This window comes from Sediminimonas sp., assembly GCF_024637375.1.
In the GTDB taxonomy this organism is placed as follows: domain Bacteria; phylum Pseudomonadota; class Alphaproteobacteria; order Rhodobacterales; family Rhodobacteraceae; genus Sediminimonas.
Window position 1 is genome coordinate 25,890 of record NZ_JAGXFK010000039.1, and the last position, 20,238, is coordinate 46,127.

A 20,238-nucleotide genomic window follows, 5' to 3' on the forward strand; every position below is an offset into this window, starting at 1 on the left:
ACGATGCGCACCGCGATCTACTGGCTGTCCCGCATCTGGCGCAGTGACGCGCTGTCGGCCTTCGGGTTGGCATCGCTCCTTCTGCTAATTTTCCTCGGCATCTTCGGGCCGTTGCTTCCGCTGGGCGATCCCACGCAGATCGCCGCCGGTCCGCGCCTCGGGCCGCCGACGCCGCAGCATCCCTTCGGCACCGATGAGCTGGGGCGGTCCTTCCTGCCCCGCGTGGTGCAGGGGATTCGGGCGACCTTCCTGCTTTCGGCGATCGCGGTGCTGATCTCGGCCATGATCGGGACATTCCTGGGCATGGCCGCGGGCTATTTCGGCCGCGCGGTGGACATCATGGTGGCGCGTGGGGCCGACATCCTGTTTGCCTTCCCGGCGCTGCTGGTCGGGCTTCTGGTCGCGGCCGTCCTCGGGCCGGGCCAGGTTTCGGCCATCGCGGTGATCGCCATCGCCACGCTGCCGCTGCTGATCCGCGTCGTCCGCTCGGTCACTCTGAGCGTCGCCGGGCGCGGCTTCGTCACCGCGGCCGAGGTCGCCGGCGCCTCGGCCGGGCGCATCCTGCTGCTGCACATCCTGCCCAACGTCATGGGCGCGGTGATGGTGCAACTGACCTACGCCCTTTCCATCGGCATGATCATCGAAAGCGCGCTCAGCTTCCTCGGCCTCGGGGTGCAGCCGCCGGATGCCTCGCTGGGCTCGCTCCTGCGTCAGGGCAGCGCCTATCTGACGATCGCGCCGTGGATGGCGATGAGCTCGGGCGCGGTGCTGTCGCTGGCGATCATGTCGGTCAACCTCGTCGGTGACGCGGTGCGCGACGCGCTGGAACCGCTCAAGGGAAGGGATCTGACATGAGCCCGCTGGCCGAAATCCGCGATCTGGTCATTTCCTACCGCACGGGCAGCGGTGGCCTGCGGGCGCTGGATGGCACCGATCTGATCCTGACCCCGGGCGAGACGGTGGCCGTTGTCGGCGAAAGCGGCTCGGGCAAATCCACGCTTGGCATGGCCATCGGTCGACTGCTGCCGGGCGAGGCCCATTGCGAGGGCGGCACACTGAGCGTCGCCGGCACCGATGTGCTGAACGCCGATGCGGATACGTTGCGCGCCCTGCGCCGCGACAAGCTGGGCTTCGTCTTCCAGAACCCGATGTCAGCGCTCGACCCCACCATGCGCGTGGGCAAGCAGGTCGCGCGCGCCATGGGCGGCAAGCCCGGGCAGAAAGAAATCGAGGCGCTACTGACCCGGGCCGAACTGTCCGAACCCGGGCGGGTGCTGCGCGCCTTTCCGCACGAGCTGTCGGGCGGCATGGCACAGCGGGTGGTGATCGCCATGGCTATCGCCCGGCAGCCCGCGCTGCTGATCGCGGACGAACCGACGGCGTCGCTCGATGCCTCCATCCGCGAGAAGATCATGGCCACGCTCAACAGGCTGCGGGACGAGACCGGCGCCACGCTCGTGGTGCTCAGTCACGACCTGCGCCTGATCGCGCGACACTCGGACCGGGTGGCGGTGATGTATGGCGGTCGCGTGGTGGAGGACGGCGCGGTAGAGACGGTTCTGGACGCGCCCGCGCATCCCTACACCGCAGCGCTGCTCTCCGCCGCCGCGGGCAGCGAGAAACCGGGTGAGCGGCTGGACCCGATCCCCGGTATGCCGCCCAGCCTCTCGGGCCGCTGCGAGGCCTGCGCCTTCGCCCCGCGCTGCACGTTCGCGCGGGAGCAGTGCAGGACCGAGCGCCCGGAGCCGCGTGTGATCGCCAAGCGGCGCGTGATCTGCCACTTCGCCGAGGATGCGCTCGCCGCTCCCGGCGCGGAACGGAGGGCCTGAGATGTCGACCATGCCGGTCATCAACCTCAAGGACATCAACGTCACCTTTCGCCGCCGGCTGATCGGCGGCGACGCGGTTCATGCCGTGCGTGGCGTATCGCTGTCCATCGGGCCCGGCGAGACCTTGGGGCTGGTGGGCGAAAGCGGATCGGGCAAGACCACGCTGGGGCGGGTCTGTCTTGGCCTGCTGCGGCCCACGAGCGGGACGATGCGCTTCGACGGCCAGGATTTCGGCCGCCTGCGGCAACGGCGCGGGCAGTTGTCGGTGGTCCTGCAGCACCCGGAATGGGCGCTGAACCCGCGCCTGCGCTGCGGTGTCTCGGTGGCCGAGCCGCTGAAAATCCTCGGTGCGCCCGCAGCCGCGCGGCGCGAGGCCGTGGCCCGAATGCTGGACCAGGTGGGGCTGACCCCCGATTTCGCCGAGCGCTACCCCGGCCAGCTTTCCGGCGGACAGCGGCAACGGGTGGCGATCGCCCGCGCGCTGATCACCGAGCCGCGCTTCATCCTCTTCGACGAGGCGGTGAGCGCGCTCGATGTCTCGGTGCAGGCGCAGGTGCTGAATCTGATCGTCGATCTGCAGGAAAAGTTGGGCTTCGCGGCGCTCTTTATTTCACACGACATGGCCGCGACACGCTACGTCTGTCACCGCATCGCCGTGATGCTCAAGGGTGAGGTGGTCGAAAGTGCCCCGGCCGAGACCTTCTACGGCACGCCGGAGCATCCCTACAGCCGTGCGTTGATGGAGGCCGTGGCGTGATCCGCCTTCTCTTTCCACTGTTGTTGGCGATCGTCGCCGGGATGGCGACCGCGGAAAGCGATCTTGAGCGGACGTGGCGGCATGCGCAGGTCTGGCTGCCCGGGACTGTCAGCGCCGTCACCCCCGCCGATATCCCGGCAACGACCGAGGCATCCGCGGTGATCCTTTATGCCCATGGCTGCGACGGACCCGGCCGGATCACCACCGCCTCCGCACGCTTCCTTGCCGGTGCCGGGTACCTCGTTGTCGCGCCGGACAGCTTCGCCCGCAGCGACAAGCCGCGTAGCTGCGACCCGGCGATTCCTCGCGGCGGGTTGCACCGCGCGGTGCTGGGCTGGCGGCAGGCAGAGATGCGCCACGCCATGACCCAACTGCGCGACATGCCCGCGACGCGGGTTCTGCCGGTTGCGCTGATGGGCCATTCCGAGGGCGCGATCACCGTGGCCACGATGACGGCCCCTGACGCCGCCCTGCGCATCATCGAAGGTTGGACGTGCCACGCGGGCTGGCCCGCGTATCGCGGTCTCAATGCCCCCACAGACCAGCCCGTGCTGTCGCTCGTCGGGGCGCAGGATCCGTGGTTCCGGCTTCCGGTCCTGCACGGCGATTGCGGTGCCTTCATGACTGACGGGGGGCCGATGCGCTCGGTCGTCTACGATCCGCCGGGCTATCTTGCCGAAAGACACTGGCTCTCCGCCGACCAAAGGGTGCGGGCCACCATTCTCGAATTCCTGTCAGACAACCTTCCTGCCGAAGAGGACGCCAAATGACCGATGACAAGACAAGAACCGCCCTGCTGGAAGCCGTCGATGCCGGGTTCGAGGCGCAGGTCGCGCTGACCGAGGAGCTGACACGCCTTCCCTCGCTGCGCGGGCAGGAGGCCCCGGCGCAGGATTTCATGGCCCGCCAGATGCAGGACCGCGGCCTGGACGTGGATCGTTTCCGCATCGATCTCGACCGCATCCGCCACCTGCCGGGGTTCTCGCCGGTGCATGTGAACTACGACAACGCCTGGAACGTCGTCGGCACCCGCCGGGCGGAGGCGCCCACCGGCAAATCGCTGATCCTCAACGGCCATATCGACGTGGTCCCCGAGGGACCGCTGGAGATGTGGACCAGCCCGCCCTTTGAACCCCGGCGCGAGGGCGACTGGCTTTACGGGCGCGGCGCGGGCGACATGAAGGCCGGTCTGGTCGCCTGCCTTGCCGCGCTGGATGCCATCGACTGGGCCGGTTTCGAACCGGCGGCGGACATCTGCGTGCAGAGCGTGATAGAAGAGGAATGCACTGGCAACGGCGCGCTTTCCTGTCTCGAACGCGGCTATCGCGCGGACGCGGTGCTGATCCCCGAGCCGTTGCACGAATGCCTGATCCGGGCGCAGATCGGCGTGATCTGGTTCCGGGTCAGGGTGCAGGGCATCCCCGTTCACGTGGCCGATGCCGGCGAGGGCGCCAACGCGATCATGGCCGCCTACGAGATCACGAAGGCGCTGCAGGGGCTCGAGGCCGAGTGGAACGCCCGCAAGACCGACGATCCCGACTACCGGGACGTGGACCACCCCATCAACCTGAACGTGGGCAAGATCGCGGGCGGGGACTGGGCGTCTTCGGTCCCGTCCTGGTGCGAATTCGACGTGCGGGTATCGATCTATCCGGGGCAGGAGATCGCCGCGGCCAAGGCCGAAATCGAAGAGACGATCACCCGCGCCGCCCGCGACATCCCCTTCCTGCGCAACAATCCACCCGAGGTCATCTACAACGGCTTCGAGGCGGAGGGATACCGGCTGGAGAACGCCGAGGCGCCAGTGGCGGCGCTTACGGGCGCGCATGAGGCAGTCTTTGGCGGCAAGCTGGACGAGGTCGCCTCCACCGCCACCACCGACGCGCGCTTCTTCGGCCTCTACGGCAAGATGCCGGCCCTTGTGTACGGACCGAAGGCCGACCGGATCCATGGCTTCGACGAACGTGTGGACCTCGTCTCCTTGCGCAAGGTGACCCAATCGATGGTGCTCTTCATCGCGGACTGGTGTGGACTGCGAGCCAAGAGCCCGTAGCGCATGGGGGGCGATGACCTGGCTAAAAATTCTCCGACAGGCAGAGTCCAACGTCAGATCCTGTGGGACAGATTTGATGCTTTCGTAACGGAGTGTGTGCTGGCCACCCGCGAGATCAAGATCAGCATGGACGGAAAGGGCGCCTGGCGGGACAACGTCTCCTCGAGCGTCTGTGGCGGACCATCAAATACGAGGAAGTCTACCTGCGGGCCTATGCCAGCGTGTCCGAAGCCCGCGACGGGATCGGCCGCTATCTCGGCTTCTACAACAGCCGCCGGCCGCATTCATCGCTTGACGGCCGGACGCCCGATCAGGCTTACTTCAACCAGCCGATGCCCGAAGCAGTGGCGGCGTAACCGAGGCGGGAAGCCACTTAGAAAACGCACGGATGGGCGCATTTCATCAGGCGAGCGGACCGCTCAGCCTGTCCGAAATCGCCACTCGGGCCGGCATCGACCGATCTGCGGCGCAGCGACTGATCCACACCCTGCTCATGCTCGACTATATCCGCCGCAGCGCGGATGATCGCGGCTATCTGCCCGGTATCCGAATTCTGGATCACACATGGGATCTACTGCGTCTGGATCCGGTTGTGCAGAAGGCGACGCCGGTCCTGCTCGAACTGCGCAAGACTGTCCGCGAACGTGTTGATTTCAGTCTCTATGACGAGACGCGTATGATCTACGCACTCCGAATGCAGAGCAAGCGCGAAACCTTTTATGCCAGCCTCGTTGGCCACAGTGTTCCGGCCTATTGTACAGCGGGGGGGCGCGCGGCTCTGTCAGCCCTGCCCGAAGCTGAAGCGCGGGACATTGTGACACGCACCGCGCTTCACAAATACACCGCAAAGACCGAAACGGACCCCGACACGATCATGACATTGGTCGGGAAGGCCCGTAGCGACGGCTATGCGGTTGTCGTCGACGAATTGGTGCAAGGCGAGGTTGCCATTGGTGTTGCGGTTTCCCGCGACGAAGGTATCCCGCTTGGGGCGATCCATGTCGCGGGTTCATTGTCGGAATGGACGCCGGAGAGCTTTGTGCGTAAGGTATCTCCCCTCGTGACCGAGGCCGCAGGTGCCATCGTGGGAAGCCTTTGATTCCGGATATCGTCACCTGCGTGCCAATGAGCGTTCAAACTCGAGGATGGTACAGAGATACAGCTAAAGGCCACTGACTCCTTGAGCTACGTGACTGGTGCGATGCAAGAGGATCCCGAGATTACCTTTGCCGTTACGTCCGAAGTTGCCGCCCAGGTTGGTTCGGGAATCGTCTTCGATACAGGCATCGAAAACACCAACTTGGAAAACGCGATCACGGATACATTGTTCGAGCTTGGCGGATGGATTTCAGGGTGGCAGGTAACAGTCACAAAGGCATCTGCGCGCGCCGTCCGGGATATTTAGGAAATATTTCCCCCAAGCCGCCCCACTTGTGCCAGCCCGGAGGATTGATCAGGGTATGTGGGATAACCGAAATGACCGTATGGGCCGAGCGCACACTCCGGCCCGGATCAGGAAAGAGCCCATGAGATACCACACACCCGACAACTTTGACGAGGCCTCCGCGCTGGCCGCGCAGGCCAGCGGCACGACGCGCTTTCTCGCTGGCGGCACCGACGTGCTCGTGCAGCTTCGCTCCGACATCGTGACCCCCGACGACCTCATCGACATCAAGCATATCCCCGGTGTGCGCGAGATCACGAACGAGGATCACGGTGGCTGGCGGATCGGCGTGGCAGTCTCCGGCGCGGAGATGACCGAACATCCCCGCCTCGAACTGGACTGGCCGGGCGTGGTCGAGGCCATGGATCTCATCGGCTCCACGCAGGTGCAGGGACGCGCCACGCTTGTCGGCAACCTCTGCAACGGCTCGCCCGCCGCCGACGCAGTGCCCGCGCTGGCCGCCGCCGGCGCGCATGTCACCGTCGTCGGCCCCAACGGCAGCCGCGAGATCGCGGTCGAGGATGTGCCCACCGGCCCCGGCAAGACCTGCCTGGAAAAGGGCGAAGTCATCAGCGCCCTGCACCTGCCCCGGCGCGGACATGCCGCCGGGGACGCCTACCTGCGCTTCATCCCCCGCACCGAAATGGACATCGCTGTGGTCGGCGCGGCGATCAACCTGCGCCTCGACGGCGACACGATCACCGAGGCGCGCGTCGCCCTTGGCGCCGTTGCCCCGACAGTGCGCCTCGTGCCCAAGGCGGGCGCGGCGCTGATCGGCTCCACGCTGGATGAGGCGGCACTGGACAAACTCGCCCGGGCGGCCCGCGCCGCCTGCAACCCCATCGACGACAGGCGTGGTACCATCAAGTTCCGCACCAAGGTGGCCGGCGTGCTGGCCCAGCGCGCCGCCAAGATCGCCTATGCCCGCGCCAAGGGAGACCGGAAATGAGCATGATCCACGTCAACACCAAAGTGAACGGCGACGAGGCCGAATTCCTCTGCGACCCGCGCGAGACGCTTCTCGATGTGCTGCGCGACCAACTCAACCTCACCGGCTCCAAGGAAGGCTGCGGAACAGGCGACTGCGGCGCCTGTTCAGTCACGCTCGACGGGCGGCTCGTCTGCTCCTGCCTCGTGCTCGCCGTAGAGGCCGAGGGCCATGAGATCGGCACCGTCGAGGGCATCGCCGAAGGCGAAACCCTGCATCCGCTGCAACAGAAATTCATCGAATACGCCGCGCTGCAATGCGGGATCTGCACGCCGGGCATCCTCGTCGCGGCCAAATCCCTGCTGGAGAAAAATCCCGACCCCACCGAATCCGAGGTGCGCTACTGGCTGGCGGGTAATCTCTGCCGCTGCACGGGATACGACAAGATCATTCGCGCCGTGATGGACACGGCCAAAGACATGCGGGAGGCGTCATAATGGCACTGGACGATCAAAAAGGCGGCTTCAAGTTTATCGGCACCCGCCCCAATCGGCCCGACGGCCTGGACAAGGTGACTGGACGCGCGCGGTTTGGCGCGGACGCGCATGCCTCGGGCATGCTGCATGCTGCAATCCTGCGCAGCCCGCACGCCCATGCCCGCATCAAGAAGATAGATACATCGAGGGCAGAGGCGGCAAAGGGCGTGAAGGCCATCGTAACCCGCGCCGACTTCACGCAATCGCTACAGCCCGCCCCCGGCATGAAGGGCGAGAATTGGAACATCCTCGAGAATGTCATGGCCGGCGACACCGCCCTCTATGACGGGCACGCCGTCGCTGCGGTCGCCGCCACATCCGCGCTGGCAGCAAAGGACGCACTCAAGCTTATCGAGGTGGAGTATGAGCCCCTCCCCCATGTGACGGACGTTGACAAGGCCATGCAAGCGGATGCCCCGGTCATCCGCGAAGGCGTCGCCGCCGGAACCGTGCCCAAGGGACTTCATCCTAACGTGGCGGGCTATCACGAAAGTGGCCACGGCGACGTGGAGGCCGGCTTTGCCGAGGCCGATCTGGTGGTCGAGGATCATTTCGTCACCGAGGCGACCCATCAGGGTTATATCGAACCCCATGCCTGCCTTGCCCAACTCGGCGCAGACGGCAAAGGAGAGCTGTGGTGCTGCACGCAGGGCCATTGGAACGTGCAGAAGGTTTGTGCCGCCTTGCTTGATCTGGAAACCAGCCAGCTTCGCGTCACCGCCTCCGAGATCGGCGGCGGCTTTGGCGGCAAGACGGCAGTTTTCATCGAACCCGTCGCCCTCGCCCTGTCGCGCAAGGCCAACCGCCCGGTGAAATTGGTGATGAGCCGCGCAGAGGTGTTTCGCGCCACCGGCCCGACCTCTTCGACCTCGATGGACGTGAAGATCGGGATGAAGAAGGACGGCACCATCACTGCTGCGCAGGGCGTGTTCCGCCTTCAGGGCGGCGCCTTTCCCGGCGCGCCCGCCGACATGACCGCCATGTGCGCCTTTGCGCCCTATGCGCTCAAGAACGTGCATCAGATCGGCTATGATGTGATGACCAACCGGCCCAAGCAGGCCGCCTATCGCGCGCCCGGCTCTCCGATGGCGGCCTTCGGGGTGGAATCGGTGATCGACGAGCTGTGCAACCAGCTTGGCCTCGATCCCCTCGACACGCGGCTCAAGAATGCCTCGCACGAAGGCACGAAGGCCAGCTACGGCCCGAAATTCCAGCGCATCGGCCTTGTCGAAACGCTGGAGGCCGCAAAGGCCCATCCACATTACACCGCCCCCCTGAAACCGGGGCAGGGCCGCGGCATCTCCTGCGGCTTCTGGTTCAACCACGGCGGCGAAACCGCCGTCTCGCTGGCTCTATCAGAGGATGGTACCGTGCAGCTTGCCGTGGGCACCCCCGACATCGGCGGTTCGCGCGCCTCGATGGCGCTCATGGCGGCCGAGGTGCTGGGCGTGCCCTACGACAATATCCGGGTGATCATCGCCGACACCGCCTCGCTGGGCTATAACGAGATCTCGCACGGCAGCCGCGTGACCTATGCCTCGGGGCTGGCGACGATCAAGGCCGCCGAGGACGCGGTGAAAAAGCTCTGCGCACGCGCGGCGGCCAAATGGGGCATCCCTGAGGACGCGGTGAAATGGGAAGACGGCTGCGCCGTGCCGTCGGGGCCCAACGCTGGCGAATTCCCCCCCATGCCGATTGCCGAGATCACGCGCAAGATGGGCGCCACCGGCGGGCCGATTTGCGGCCACTTCGAGGCCACCCCCGAAGGCGCGGGCGTCAGCTTCGCCACCCATATCGTCGATTCCGAGGTGGACCCCGAGACTGGCAAGACCTCCGTGGTGCGCTATACCGTGGTGCAGGACGCCGGCAAGGCGATCCACCCCACCTATGTGGAGGGGCAGTTTCAGGGCGGCGCGGCACAGGGCATCGGCTGGGCCCTGAATGAGGAATACATCTACGGAGAGGACGGGCGCCTTCAGAATCCGCTCTTTCTCGATTACCGCATTCCCGTGGCGTCCGACCTGCCGATGATCGACACCGTGATCGTAGAAGTTCCCAACCCTGGCCACCCCTACGGCGTCCGCGGCGTTGGGGAGACCTCGATCTGCCCGCCGCTGGCGGCCATCGCCAACGCGGTCTCGGCGGCGGCGGGCGTGCGCATGCGGCAACTGCCCATGTCGCCCCCGCGAATCCTCGAGGCGCTGGAAAAGCAGGCGGGCGATGGTTGAGGTCAACCTCTGGTCCGGGCTTCGCCCTCTGGCGAATGGCGAGGAGATGGTAGAGGTGGAGGCAGACACCGTCGGCGGCCTCCTCGACGCGCTGGTAGAGCAGCACCCCGGCCTGCAAGAGGCGATCGACGCGGGCGTGTCGGTCGCCGTCGATGGCCGCATCATCGCCAGCGCCCTCGATGAGCCGATCAGGCCCGACAGCGAGGTGTTCCTGATGCAACGCCTCAAGGGCGGCTGAGGCGGCACGGGGCGGCCGTCCGCCGCGCTCTGCACGACTGTCCGAGACGCCGGACGGAGCATGGGTAATCGGGCGGCCCTGCACAGAAGGTCAAGCTCAGCACATGACGATGTTGGTGGTAACCCACGAAATCCAGTTCGCGCGTGAAGTGGCGAGCAACGTCTTCTTTCTCGACAACGGACTCATCGCCGAACAGGGCACGGCCGAGGAGGTGCTGACAAGGCCGCAGAACGCGCGAACCAAGGACTTTGTTCGTCGCGTCACCGACGGCCAGAAGGTCTTGCTATCCATACGAAACATGGGCGGTGAGAGCACGGCCGCGTGGTCCAGCTTTCTCGGCGATCTCAATGCCCGCGGTCTGGGCCGCCCCGAGTTCGTGATCGTGGACGGGGCCCCCGGGCTTGAGGCGGCCCTTGCCCAGCTCTGGGGCGAGGACCTGCCGATCCAGCGTTGCACGGTTCATAAGCATCGCAACCTGCTGGCGCACGCCCCGAAGCATCTTCACGAGGAGATCGGCGCCGACTATCGCGACATGATCTACGCCGAGACGGCACGGGAGGTGATGAAGCGGCGCCAAGGCCCCACGGTTCACCTGCAACGTGGCGCGGGCGGCATCCAGTTCCGGGCGTCGCGCCAGGTGATCCTGCTTGTGCAGTGCTCGTGCCGCGTCATAAGCGGGGCACCACCATCCAGAATGCGGGCGCTGTGCAGATCACGACAGAAATGGGCGGCGCCCGCCACTTGAAGATACAGTTGCTAGGCAGGAGGGGGCAACCAGCGCGCGGTGGGAATCAGCGCCGCAGGCGCGCGGTGGCGCGGCGTTCCATCCCGCCTGTCGGGATGGCAATACAATCGCCGTCCAGCGGTTGACCATCCACCACAAGCTCAACGCGGCCGGAGCCGATCCGGTCGGGGTCTTCGATGGTAATGATCAATATCCCGTCCGGGCCCTTTACCCTGACCTCTGCACCGCCCCAGTTCCTGGGGAGCCGCGGGGCGATCCTGACAGCACCGCGCTGAAGGCTGAGGCCGACAATGCCCTCGACGGCGAGTTGCCACGCCCACCCCGCGGCTCCCGTGTACCACGTCCAGCCGGCCTGACCACACCCGGGCTCGGCGCCGCGCACGTCGGCCGGCACAACATAGGGTTCCCCCCGGTAGAGTTCGGCCTTGATGGGGTCGTCGGTGCGGCGGATGGGGTTGATGAAATCGAAAATGCGATGGGCCTCATCGCCATTGGCCAGCCGCGAATGGGCCAGACCCAGCCAGGCCGCCGCATGCGTATACTGGCCGCCATTTTCCCGCACTCCCGGCGGATAGGCGCGGATGTAACCCGGATCGCGCGGTGTCCGGTCGAAGGGCGGCGTCAACAGACGCACCAGCCGCGCATCATCATCGACGAGGCGCCCGGTCGCGGCAGCGACGGCCATGGCGGTTCGATCCGAAGAGGGGCCGCCGGCGAGTGCTGCCCAGGACTGGGATATGCTGTCGATCTGGCATTCGTCGGACGTCTTCGAGCCCCATGGCAGGCCGTCATCGGCAAACGCCCGGGCGTACCATTCGCCATCCCAACCCGCTGCGTCGGCAGTCCGGCGCAGATCATCGGCGCGTGCCTTCCAGATGTCATGGAGGTCGTTGCGTCCGGTTTCCGAGGCAAGGCCAGCGAAGGTGTCGGCGCAGACAGCCGCGAACCATCCGAGCCACACGCTTTCGCCACGCCCTTCGCTGCCTACCCTGTCCATGCCATCGTTCCAGTCCCCGGTGCCGATCAGTGGCAGTCCATGAGCGCCCTTCGTGACGCCACGATCCATTGCCCGCCGGCAATGCTCGAAGAGCGAGGCGCGCTCCGCACCCACCTCGAACAGGGCGTAGCGGTCTTCCTCGTCAATCCCCAGCGGCGGGGCGGACAGAAACGGGATTTCTGCGGCGAGGATGGAGGTGTCCCCGGTGGCCGTCACATATCGGCCGGTTGCATAGACCAGCCACAGCAGATCGTCCGAGCAGTGCGTTCGCACACCTCGGCCCAGAGGGGGATGCCACCAATGCAGCACATCGCCCTCCTCGAACTGCCGCGATGCACAATCCAGAATATGCGCCCGCACGCGTTGCGGCTCGGAAAACAGCAGCGCCATCATGTCCTGAAGTTGGTCACGGAAACCGAAGGCGCCCCCGGCCTGCTGGAACCCGGCGCGCGCGAAGATGCGCGATGCAAAGGTCTGGTTGAGGAGCCAGCGATTGACCATGAGGTCGAAAGCCGGGTCGGGGGTGGTAACCCTGACGGCGCCGAGCCGGCGCTGCCAGGCGGCATCGTTTTCGACAAGTGCCTGTTTGGCCGTCTCGACGTCATTCCAATGCACCGCGAGGCGCGCCGCTTCGGCGGGATCGCTTCCGTCTCCAAGCACGAAGACGACCTCCTCTGTCGCACCGGCGGCCAGGTCGATATGGACTTGGAATGCTGCGCAGGGGTCGGCGACATCGCTGAGCGCTCCGTCGAGTCCCCAGGCCGTGAGGCCGGTCGGTCGGGCTGGATCACCCTGCCGACCGAGGAACGCCCCGCGGTCACAGGTCAGGCTGTGCGGTGGCCGGCTGGCGGCAAGAAACGCCGTGCGGTCGCCGAACTCGGGATTCCAGCCATTGCGTGCGATCAGCGCCCGACTTTCGAAATCGAAACCGCAAACCACATGTGGCCGCGCGGTACTGGGCATCGACCCAAGCATCCATTCGGCATAGTAGGTGACCGTGAACCGGCGGCCGCGATTGTCGGGATTGGTTAGGGTCAGCAGCGCCAGCTTCACAGGAGCATCGGGCGGGACGAAGACAGTGAGGCGCTGTTCGAGACCTTCGTCGTGGCACTGCCAGGTCGTCGCGCCCGCGCGGTGGCGGACCTGGCAGGTCGCAGCGCCGCCGGCAGGCAGCGGGGTCGGTGTCCAGATATGCGCTGTTTCCTCATCGCGCAGATAGAGCGCCTCGGACTGCGGTTCGACAACCGGGTCGTTCGACCATGGTGTAAGGCGATGCTCGCCGCTGTTGATGGACCAGCTAAAGCCCAGTCCCGCTTCCGAGACGATGGTGCCGAAGCTCTCATTGCCCAGCACGTTGCACCACGGCGCTGGCGTCACCTGCCCACCCTCCAGGTGGATTGCATAGTCGCCCTCTGTCGGGGTGAACCCACCGAGAGAATTGTCGAAGGCGAGGTTTTCGGGGCGCATGAGGGGCGGCGCAGGTACAGGATCAGACGGTGGCGGGCCGACCGGCTGGAAACGTGGCGGCGCGGTGCGTCCCGATCGCGGCTGTGTCACCGCCTGGGTCAGTGATATGGCCGCTCCGTCGAGAGATACCCGGGCCGTGGCCTCGAGCGTCCGGCGCTCGGCTGCACCGAACCGGTCCGCCGGCAGAAGATGTATGCCCCCCGGCCCGCCCAGACCCTCGGGGACGTTCGCGTCGCGAAGAGCGGCAAACAGCCGGTCGCGGATTGGGTCCTGATAGCCTGAAGCGCCTTCGCAAAGGATCACCAGATCCGCACGAAGGCCATGCCTCAGCCACCACTGATGCGCCCGGATGATGATCGGCAGCAGCTGCGCATGCGCGTCGTCGACAACCCGCACAAGGATGATTGGCAGATCGCCGGACAGCCCCATGCTCCAGAGCAGCGGCTGGGCCGGAAGATCAGTCTCCGACGCCGCCGCCAATGCGAGCGGGGGCGGTCGTGGGAAGACGAGATCGTGGCACAGGGCCTGTGCCTCGGCCAGCGCGGGGGGATCGAGCCCGAGGCGTCGCGCTTCGAGCGCGGCAGATCGCAGCGCGTCTTCCATGACCCAGTCGAGTGCCGGCGGGGATGCGTAGCGTTCGGCGATCTCGAGCGCCGTCTCGCGTGAGCCGGCCGCAATCGTCACGAAATCAACCCGCGCGCGTGCCCCGGGCGCCAGGACAACGCGCGCCCGCAGGGCCATGACCGGATCGAGTGTCCATCCGGCGGCGCCATCCAGCGGGTCGATCGCGCCCGGTGGCCGTTCGGGGTCGCCGTGCCTGGCGAGAAACCTTCTGCGGTCTGTCTCGAAACCTGCTGGTGTCACCGCGGAATCGCTCGGCAGAAGGCTATGAATGAGGACCGGCGGCTGATCGGTGGGTCGTCTTGGGCGTCGCTTGAATATCAGCGAGTTCTGGCCATGGAGGCGCTCGCTGTGGACGAAGAGCTTGCTGAAGGCAGGGTGCCGCTCATGGGCGTGCGCAGGCGCAAGCACGACCTCCGCATAGCTCGTCACATCGATCTCGCGTGTCCTGTCGCTTTCGTTGGAGAGCGTAACGCGACGGATTTCCACGTCATCGCCCGGCGCAATCGCGATCTCGAGGTTCGTCGACAAACCTTCTGCGTGCTCGTGGAACTCAATCTTATGGGCATGGAACGTCGTCTCCGACGTCCCGCCCGCTCCGCGACCGCCGAGCGAGCGGACCGTCCCTCTGTCGCGCTCGCTGACATAGATGCGCGAGTCTCCGCCACGGCTGACATCGTCGCCCGTCCATCGTGTGAGCGATTGGCCGTGCCACCAGAGCGCTCCGCCTCCGGCATCGGTCATCCAGGATGCGAGGCTTCCGTTGCCGATGGCATGGAGCTGAGGGCCCGCCTGGTTGCGTGCCGTCCAACCATGCAGCGCCGGTGTCGGCGTGCGGGCGAGGTCGGGGGCGGTCGTTTCGGCTTCGGTCGCCTGCTCGGGCGTAAACTCCCACGGAACACGCTCCTGCAGCAGCAGCTCGGTGGTGCGCATGCGCGGCTCGCGGCCGAAACGCCTGATCAGTATGTTATCGTTCAGTGCGTTGCCAATGGCAGCGGAAATCATACCTTGGTGGTGGGCAAAATAGGCGCGGACAGGCATGAAACCGCCTTTCTTTGGCCGCCGGTCCGGTGTGAAATCGGCAGCCTCAAAGAATCCGTATCGGTCACGCAGGCCGAGCTTGTCCAGCCGACGAAGGTTGGACGTGGCAAGCCTCGGCGCGACGGCCAGCGCCAGCGCGCTCGCATAGGGCGCAACCACATAGTCCTCTGCCAGTCCGCGCTTGAGACCAAGGCCCGGCACCCCGAATGCCCGATACTGGTAGCGATGCGAGGCATCACGGGCAGCATAGCCGGATTCCGAGACACCCCAAGGCAGGCCGAGCTTGTCGCCATAGCGCTGTTGCGCGGCAACAGCGGCACGTTCGCTCTGACCCAGAAGCCGCCCCTCGTCGCTTGGCAACAGCAGGGTTGGCATGAGATACTCGAACATCGACCCATTCCACGACAGCGTCAACAATGCGCCGGCCGCCCTGGTGATCGGGCGGCCCAGATGATACCAGTGTTCCACGGGCACGTCGCGCTTGGCGATCGCGAAATAGCTGGCCAGCCGGGCTTCACTTGCCAACAGGTCGTAGTGATGCTGCTCCAGCCGGTTGGAGTCGAGATTGTAGCCGATGAAGAAGTTTTTTGTTTCCGCGTCATAGAGCGGCCGGAAATCCATGCCGAAGGCACGAGCCTCCGCGCGGGCCGCGCATTGCTGGAGGCTGTCGGAGAGATCGCGGCAAGCGGCATTTCCCCGGTCGAGTGCCGCAATCACCTCCGCAACCCAGCGTCGGCTCTCGGGATCGGTTGGTGCAAGCTCGGAAAACGCGTCGCGCGCCCGGCCGATCCTGTCGGTCATTTGGTCAATCGGAGTATCTGGTGGCGGCAGCGCCTTCAGCAGCTCCGCCAGCCCGTCAAGCCCGGCCGGCGGCGTATCGGTCAGCGCCCTCCATGGTTCCAGTGCGTCGAGATCCCGCCGCATGCTCAGCAGGTGGTGATCGGAGCGTTCCAGCCACAGATGAATCTCATGTTGATCGGCTTTGACGTTCGACTCCAGGGCCTTGGCGACGAGCTCCTGAATCTGTGGCCAGTCTTCCGAGCCGATCTCATCCAGCGCTGACCGCCAATTGCTCGGCATGCTTCGGATTGCCGGAAGCTTGCCGACAATGCTGTCGAGCCAACTGCAGATCGCCCGTCGATCGGCCTCGGGCAGTGCGGACAGAGCCTCACGCAGCAGGTGAAGTGCATCGTCAAATCCGTCCCAAAGCGTCGGCGACAGCATCGGACTCTTTGCGGCCTCCCTGCAGCCTTCGCGCAGCGTCAGCAGGCTGACTGCCAGATTGCCGCTGTCCACCGTCGAGACATAACGCGGCATAAGCGACTTGAGTGTCTTCGTGTCGAACCAGTTGAGTGTGTGGCCGGCATGGCTCTCCAGCCGATCGAGTGTGCCCAAGGCGGCGGTCATCCGCGCGGCAAGATCACGAAGACCTATGTGACCCAGATCCCACGCCGTCAGCGCCGACAGGAAGAGCATCCCGACATCGGTCGGGGAGGAGCGGTGTGCGATCTCCTCGTGTGGGTCCGCCTGATAGTTGTCGGGCGGTAGCCAGTTGTCGTCTGGACCGCTAAACGTCTCGAAGTAGAGCCAGGTGCGGCGCGCGATCAGGCGCAGGTAGAGCCGGTCATCGGAGCTCAGGTTCTCCGGCACCCTGTGCCGCTTCCTGCTGATAAGCCGCGCGATCTCGGGCGAGGCGAACCACAGCAGGAGCAGCGGCGCAGCACCGGGCAGGGCGGCGAGATTGAGTTCGGCAAGCAGGAGGGCGATCGTGGTCGCGATCAGAGGGGCTGCGGCCATCTCTCGCCAGATCCCGAGCCGGGTTTGCGAAACCTCCGCCGCGGAATGGGCGGCTGACGTCCACTCCAGCAGCCGGCGTCGCGAGACGTAGACGCGTTGGAGCGTTCGCGCGATCGCCTCAATCGCCGTCGCAGCCTCATAGGCCAGGAAGACGATCAGCAGCAGCCAGCGTCCGGCGTGATCCGCCAACTGGCGCAGAGTGCTTTGCGTGGCGCCCCGCCTGCGCCCGCGCGCCAGGTTGGTACTGAGGTCGGTGAAGAGGTGTGCGCCCGGCGCGGCAACCGTCAGCACCGTCCAGATCAGGGCCTGTCCCGGCAGCGCCAGCCATCCCGCAACCGCGAAGGCGACAAGTGCCGGGGGGATGAGACTGCGGCGCAGATTGTCGAATATCTTCCAGCGGTCGAGCGCCGAAAGCCGGTTGGGCACCTGCGTGCCGCCGCGGCCTGGTGCGGTTCTGCCCAGCCAGGGAGTCAGTTGCCAGTCACCCCGGATCCAGCGAAAGGCGCGGCGGCTATAGGCGAGATAGTTGGCGGGGAAGTCCTCGTAGAAGACGATGTCGCTGGCAAGTGCGGCACGGCCGTGAAGCCCCTCGAACAGATCGTGGCTGACGATCGCGTTCTCCGGTACGCAGCCATGCAGGCATCTGTGGAACGCGGCGACGTCGAAGACGCCCTTGCCGGTGAATATCCCCTCACCGAACAGGTCCTGATAGACGTCCGAAACCGCCCGGCTGTAGATGTCGATCGCGGTATCGCCGGTATAGAGGCGGGTGAACAGCGACCGGTTGCCGGCATCGGGAGAAATCTCGACCCGGGGCTGGATGAAGGTGTAGCCGCGGCGCGGTCTTCCTGTCGCCGGGTCGAACTCTACGCGGTTCAGCGGATGGGCCAGCGCACCCAGGAGCCGGTTGATGCCGTCCGGCGGCGCCTTGGTGTCGGCGTCGAGGGTAACGACGAAACGCGCCCGGCGCAGCGTGTCGACATCGCCTTCACGCAAGACAAAGGCATCAGGCAGGTGGCCCAGAATGAGGCCGGTAAGTTCCTCGAGCTTGCCGCGCTTGCGTTCCCAGCCCATCCAGCAGCCTTCGGCGGCATTCCAGCGGCGCCCCCGGTGCAGAAGCACGAACGGCGCATGGTCGGCATAACGTGCGTTGAGGCGACGCACGCCAGCGACCAGAGCCGCCTCGATCACCGCATCTTCCGGCATATGCTCCGCATCGGCGTCCGCGAGGTCGCTCAATAGCGCCACGCGGATCAGCGGATCGGGATTCGACAGCCAATGTGTTTCTAGCCGTTCGATGAGCGGGGCGACTTCGGCCTCTTTGCGCAGGATCACCGGCATCGCCAGCGCCGCGTCGCAGCCGGCACCCAGGCCGCGCTCAACGTCGAGCTTCGGCAGCACCCGGGGCGGGACGAACCGGGTGACGATCCAGTGCGTGAAAGTAGTGCTGATGATCATGGCGGGCGTGAGAGACAGCACAAGCCCGATTACCCACGCCACCGCACCGGCGTCGAACATGGCGAGCAGAAGTGCAGGCACGACCATCGCCGCAATGGCGAAGCCTGCCAGAACTCCGGCATAGCTCCTGCCGGGATGAGCCATGATCCAGCGGCGCAGTGTGGTCCCCCATTTGGCGCGAAAGCCGACCTTCCGCTCAAGTTCCGGTCGGCCCTCCGCGACCAGCCAGCATCCGACATGCCCGAGGCGAGGCGCGCCGGCATGGGCGCGCGTCAGCGTCAGCACGGCCTCTGCGACGTCCCACTCGGACACCTGTGCGCCGTCCGCGATCTCCTCGACGGCCTTGCGGTATCGGTCCCGCGTGTCGAAATCCATGGTCGAATAGACGCCGGCAGGATCATCCCGCAGGATCGCTTCGATATGGCTGACCTGATCGAAGAACGACTTCCAGGAGGTGTTCGACACCGCCACGAGGGCCGAAATCGCGCGCGAGACGCCTTCAGTCGGGTCGAGCGCCTCGCGACGCGTCATTCGCGGCGTCGGTTCGAATGGTGGGGCAAGTTCCGGCAAAAGCTCGGAAAACGAATGAACGAGCGTCTCCAGGCAGGCGAGGCGCAGCATCGTCGGAAACGCCCAGAGCTCGGCGGTCGTTAGCGGCCCGTCCTGCTGATAGGCCCTGACGAACTCCACCGTGCCCGCAAGGCTGACCTGCATATGCGCGACATCGAGCATGCCTTGCGCCAGCCCCATGATGCGCGGAATTCCGTGATACTCGGGCGCGGCAAGCCGGGGCAACCGGCGGTAGAAGCCGGGCGGGAGATCCTCGCGAACCTGCCGAATGGCGCGCCGCACCTGAAACTCGTTGTCGAGCAGCCACTCCGAGGCCTTGGTGGCATGCGGCGAGGCCTCGAGGCAATGGCGGCGCGCGCGATCCAGCCAGGGAAGGATGACAGAGAGTTTCTGCCAGACCAGAGTCGGCTCGGGCCGGCCCCTCTCGATATCATGCCGCGCTCGGATCGCTACGGCGGCAAGCCCAAAATCGCTGTCCGACGCGACGCGGCGTTTTTCCAGGGGCGCCGCCGCCGGTGTCACAACAGCGCCCGACTCGGCAGCCTTGCGGTCATGGCCTCGCCTGATTTCCCGTAAACCGCTGTCGGGCTTCCCTCGGGTCTCCGGACGAGCAGGATCGGGATGTTTATGTGGTTGATCAGATAATCGGCGACGCTGCCCACCGACATGTCCGGATGTCCACTCTGGCCGGTGCAGGAAAGCACCATGAGATCGGCATCCTCTTCTACCACCGCGCGCGCGAGCGCATGGCGGGGATCGCCGCTTGGCAATACCCGTGTTCTCGTCGCTGGGACTGCGGGCAACCAGAATCGGACTCGTTTCAAATAGTGCTCACCGGTACGCTCGTTGTGGCGGCGCAGCCGGTCGCGCAAAGTGATGGTCTCCGCTTCAGGCGGGCCCGCCTCGGTGAGATCGACACCCGGGGCCGCATGGATGAGCACGATCTCGGCGTCGTGGGCGGCCGCGATCCGCAAGCCAAGCGGCAAGGCCGATTCCGATCGCGACGAGCCGTCGAGCGGTATTAGCACCCTGCGATACCGTATCGGCGCGTCAGCGACCTGCGACGGCGGGACGATCAGCACCGAACCGTTGACGACCTCGGCTACCCGACGCACGGTGCCGCCCAACCCGGCGAAGGATCCGTTGTTTTCGCCACTCCGACCCAGCACGGTCAGTTCTACCGCATTGTCACGCGCCCAGGCGCAGATGCGCTCGGCGGCCGGTCCGTCTACGACCACCGTATCGGTTTGCAGGTGACCAAAGTGCGACGCGCGCTCGCGCAAGTCAGCCTCCACATCGCGGTGGCGCATTGTCCACTCCACCGGATCCATCGGCCACTGTTCCGCCGACGCCTCGAAAACGCGCAGGACGGTCATTCGTGACTTGACCGCCACGGCCACCGCAGCGGCGTGCGCCAACACAGCATTCGCAAAGGATGACGCATCGACACAGGCCAGGACATGGCGAAGAGCCTGATGATCGGCATGCGGGCAAAGTGGCAGAGCCCCCGTCATGTTATGCTCCAGGGT

At 65.9% G+C, this 20,238-nt stretch carries 13 protein-coding genes and 2 pseudogenes; 13 read left to right on the plus strand and 2 right to left on the minus strand.

The window, feature by feature from the left end:
- The first annotated feature begins 3 nt into the window (after positions 1-3).
- From Q0L89_RS05715 to Q0L89_RS05775, 13 genes and pseudogenes are all read left to right on the plus strand, one after another.
- A complete protein-coding gene (locus tag Q0L89_RS05715) occupies positions 4-855 on the plus strand; it encodes an ABC transporter permease (RefSeq protein ID WP_296763193.1) in 852 nt (283 codons plus the stop codon).
- Positions 852-1,829 (plus strand): ABC transporter ATP-binding protein, encoded by a 978-nt coding sequence (locus tag Q0L89_RS05720; RefSeq protein WP_296763194.1) that lies wholly within the window; start codon positions 852-854, stop codon positions 1,827-1,829. Before Q0L89_RS05715 ends, Q0L89_RS05720 begins: the two co-directional genes overlap by 4 nt.
- Before the next feature lies 1 nt (position 1,830).
- A complete protein-coding gene (locus Q0L89_RS05725) occupies positions 1,831-2,586 on the plus strand; it encodes an ATP-binding cassette domain-containing protein (RefSeq protein ID WP_296763195.1) in 756 nt (251 codons plus the stop codon).
- Positions 2,583-3,356, plus strand: coding sequence for a hypothetical protein (locus Q0L89_RS05730; protein WP_296763196.1), 774 nt, complete (start codon positions 2,583-2,585; stop codon positions 3,354-3,356). Before Q0L89_RS05725 ends, Q0L89_RS05730 begins: the two co-directional genes overlap by 4 nt.
- On the plus strand, positions 3,353-4,639 hold the full coding sequence (locus tag Q0L89_RS05735; RefSeq protein ID WP_296763197.1) for an ArgE/DapE family deacylase: 1,287 nt from the start codon (positions 3,353-3,355) through the stop codon (positions 4,637-4,639). The genes Q0L89_RS05730 and Q0L89_RS05735 overlap by 4 nt, the downstream gene beginning before the upstream one ends.
- A 111-nt stretch (positions 4,640-4,750) precedes the next feature.
- Positions 4,751-4,995: pseudogene (locus tag Q0L89_RS05740) on the plus strand (integrase core domain-containing protein); the annotation flags it as partial.
- 32 nt (positions 4,996-5,027) lie between these two features.
- Positions 5,028-5,738 carry an IclR family transcriptional regulator gene (locus tag Q0L89_RS05745; protein WP_296763198.1) on the plus strand — a complete coding sequence of 237 codons (711 nt, stop codon included), beginning with the start codon at positions 5,028-5,030 and terminating at the stop codon, positions 5,736-5,738.
- A gap of 81 nt (positions 5,739-5,819) precedes the next feature.
- Positions 5,820-6,044, plus strand: coding sequence for a hypothetical protein (locus tag Q0L89_RS05750; RefSeq protein ID WP_296763199.1), 225 nt, complete (start codon positions 5,820-5,822; stop codon positions 6,042-6,044).
- Positions 6,045-6,165: 121 nt separating this feature from the next.
- Positions 6,166-7,032 carry a xanthine dehydrogenase family protein subunit M gene (locus tag Q0L89_RS05755; protein WP_296763200.1) on the plus strand — a complete coding sequence of 289 codons (867 nt, stop codon included), beginning with the start codon at positions 6,166-6,168 and terminating at the stop codon, positions 7,030-7,032.
- On the plus strand, positions 7,029-7,508 hold the full coding sequence (locus Q0L89_RS05760; RefSeq protein WP_093117604.1) for a (2Fe-2S)-binding protein: 480 nt from the start codon (positions 7,029-7,031) through the stop codon (positions 7,506-7,508). The genes Q0L89_RS05755 and Q0L89_RS05760 overlap by 4 nt, the downstream gene beginning before the upstream one ends.
- On the plus strand, positions 7,508-9,775 hold the full coding sequence (locus Q0L89_RS05765) for a xanthine dehydrogenase family protein molybdopterin-binding subunit (protein WP_296763201.1): 2,268 nt from the start codon (positions 7,508-7,510) through the stop codon (positions 9,773-9,775). Before Q0L89_RS05760 ends, Q0L89_RS05765 begins: the two co-directional genes overlap by 1 nt.
- Positions 9,768-10,013 carry a MoaD/ThiS family protein gene (locus Q0L89_RS05770; protein ID WP_296763202.1) on the plus strand — a complete coding sequence of 82 codons (246 nt, stop codon included), beginning with the start codon at positions 9,768-9,770 and terminating at the stop codon, positions 10,011-10,013. Before Q0L89_RS05765 ends, Q0L89_RS05770 begins: the two co-directional genes overlap by 8 nt.
- 265 nt (positions 10,014-10,278) lie before the next feature.
- A pseudogene (locus tag Q0L89_RS05775) lies at positions 10,279-10,587 on the plus strand (transposase); the annotation flags it as partial.
- Positions 10,588-10,804: 217 nt separating this feature from the next.
- Here Q0L89_RS05775 and Q0L89_RS05780 read toward each other — a convergent pair.
- On the minus strand, positions 10,805-19,231 hold the full coding sequence (locus tag Q0L89_RS05780) for a glucoamylase family protein (RefSeq protein WP_296763203.1): 8,427 nt from the start codon (positions 19,229-19,231) through the stop codon (positions 10,805-10,807).
- Entirely contained in the window at positions 19,228-20,223 is a 996-nt protein-coding gene (locus Q0L89_RS05785; protein WP_296763204.1) for a universal stress protein, read from the minus strand. Before Q0L89_RS05785 ends, Q0L89_RS05780 begins: the two co-directional genes overlap by 4 nt.
- Between the last annotated feature and the right edge of the window lie 15 nt (positions 20,224-20,238).

Excerpts from the sequence above, each read along its gene's own strand:
- Q0L89_RS05770 (WP_296763202.1), top strand. The coding sequence starts at position 9,768 with ATGGTTGAGGTCAACCTCTGGTCCGGGCTTCGCCCTCTGGCGAATGGC.
- Q0L89_RS05720 (WP_296763194.1), top strand. The coding sequence starts at position 852 with ATGAGCCCGCTGGCCGAAATCCGCGATCTGGTCATTTCCTACCGCACG.
- Q0L89_RS05785 (WP_296763204.1), bottom strand. The coding sequence starts at position 20,223 with ATGACGGGGGCTCTGCCACTTTGCCCGCATGCCGATCATCAGGCTCTT.
- Q0L89_RS05765 (WP_296763201.1), top strand. The coding sequence starts at position 7,508 with ATGGCACTGGACGATCAAAAAGGCGGCTTCAAGTTTATCGGCACCCGC.
- Q0L89_RS05760 (WP_093117604.1), top strand. The coding sequence starts at position 7,029 with ATGAGCATGATCCACGTCAACACCAAAGTGAACGGCGACGAGGCCGAA.
- Q0L89_RS05745 (WP_296763198.1), top strand. The coding sequence starts at position 5,028 with ATGGGCGCATTTCATCAGGCGAGCGGACCGCTCAGCCTGTCCGAAATC.
- Q0L89_RS05715 (WP_296763193.1), top strand. The coding sequence starts at position 4 with ATGCGCACCGCGATCTACTGGCTGTCCCGCATCTGGCGCAGTGACGCG.
- Q0L89_RS05755 (WP_296763200.1), top strand. The coding sequence starts at position 6,166 with ATGAGATACCACACACCCGACAACTTTGACGAGGCCTCCGCGCTGGCC.
- Q0L89_RS05735 (WP_296763197.1), top strand. The coding sequence starts at position 3,353 with ATGACCGATGACAAGACAAGAACCGCCCTGCTGGAAGCCGTCGATGCC.
- Q0L89_RS05725 (WP_296763195.1), top strand. The coding sequence starts at position 1,831 with ATGTCGACCATGCCGGTCATCAACCTCAAGGACATCAACGTCACCTTT.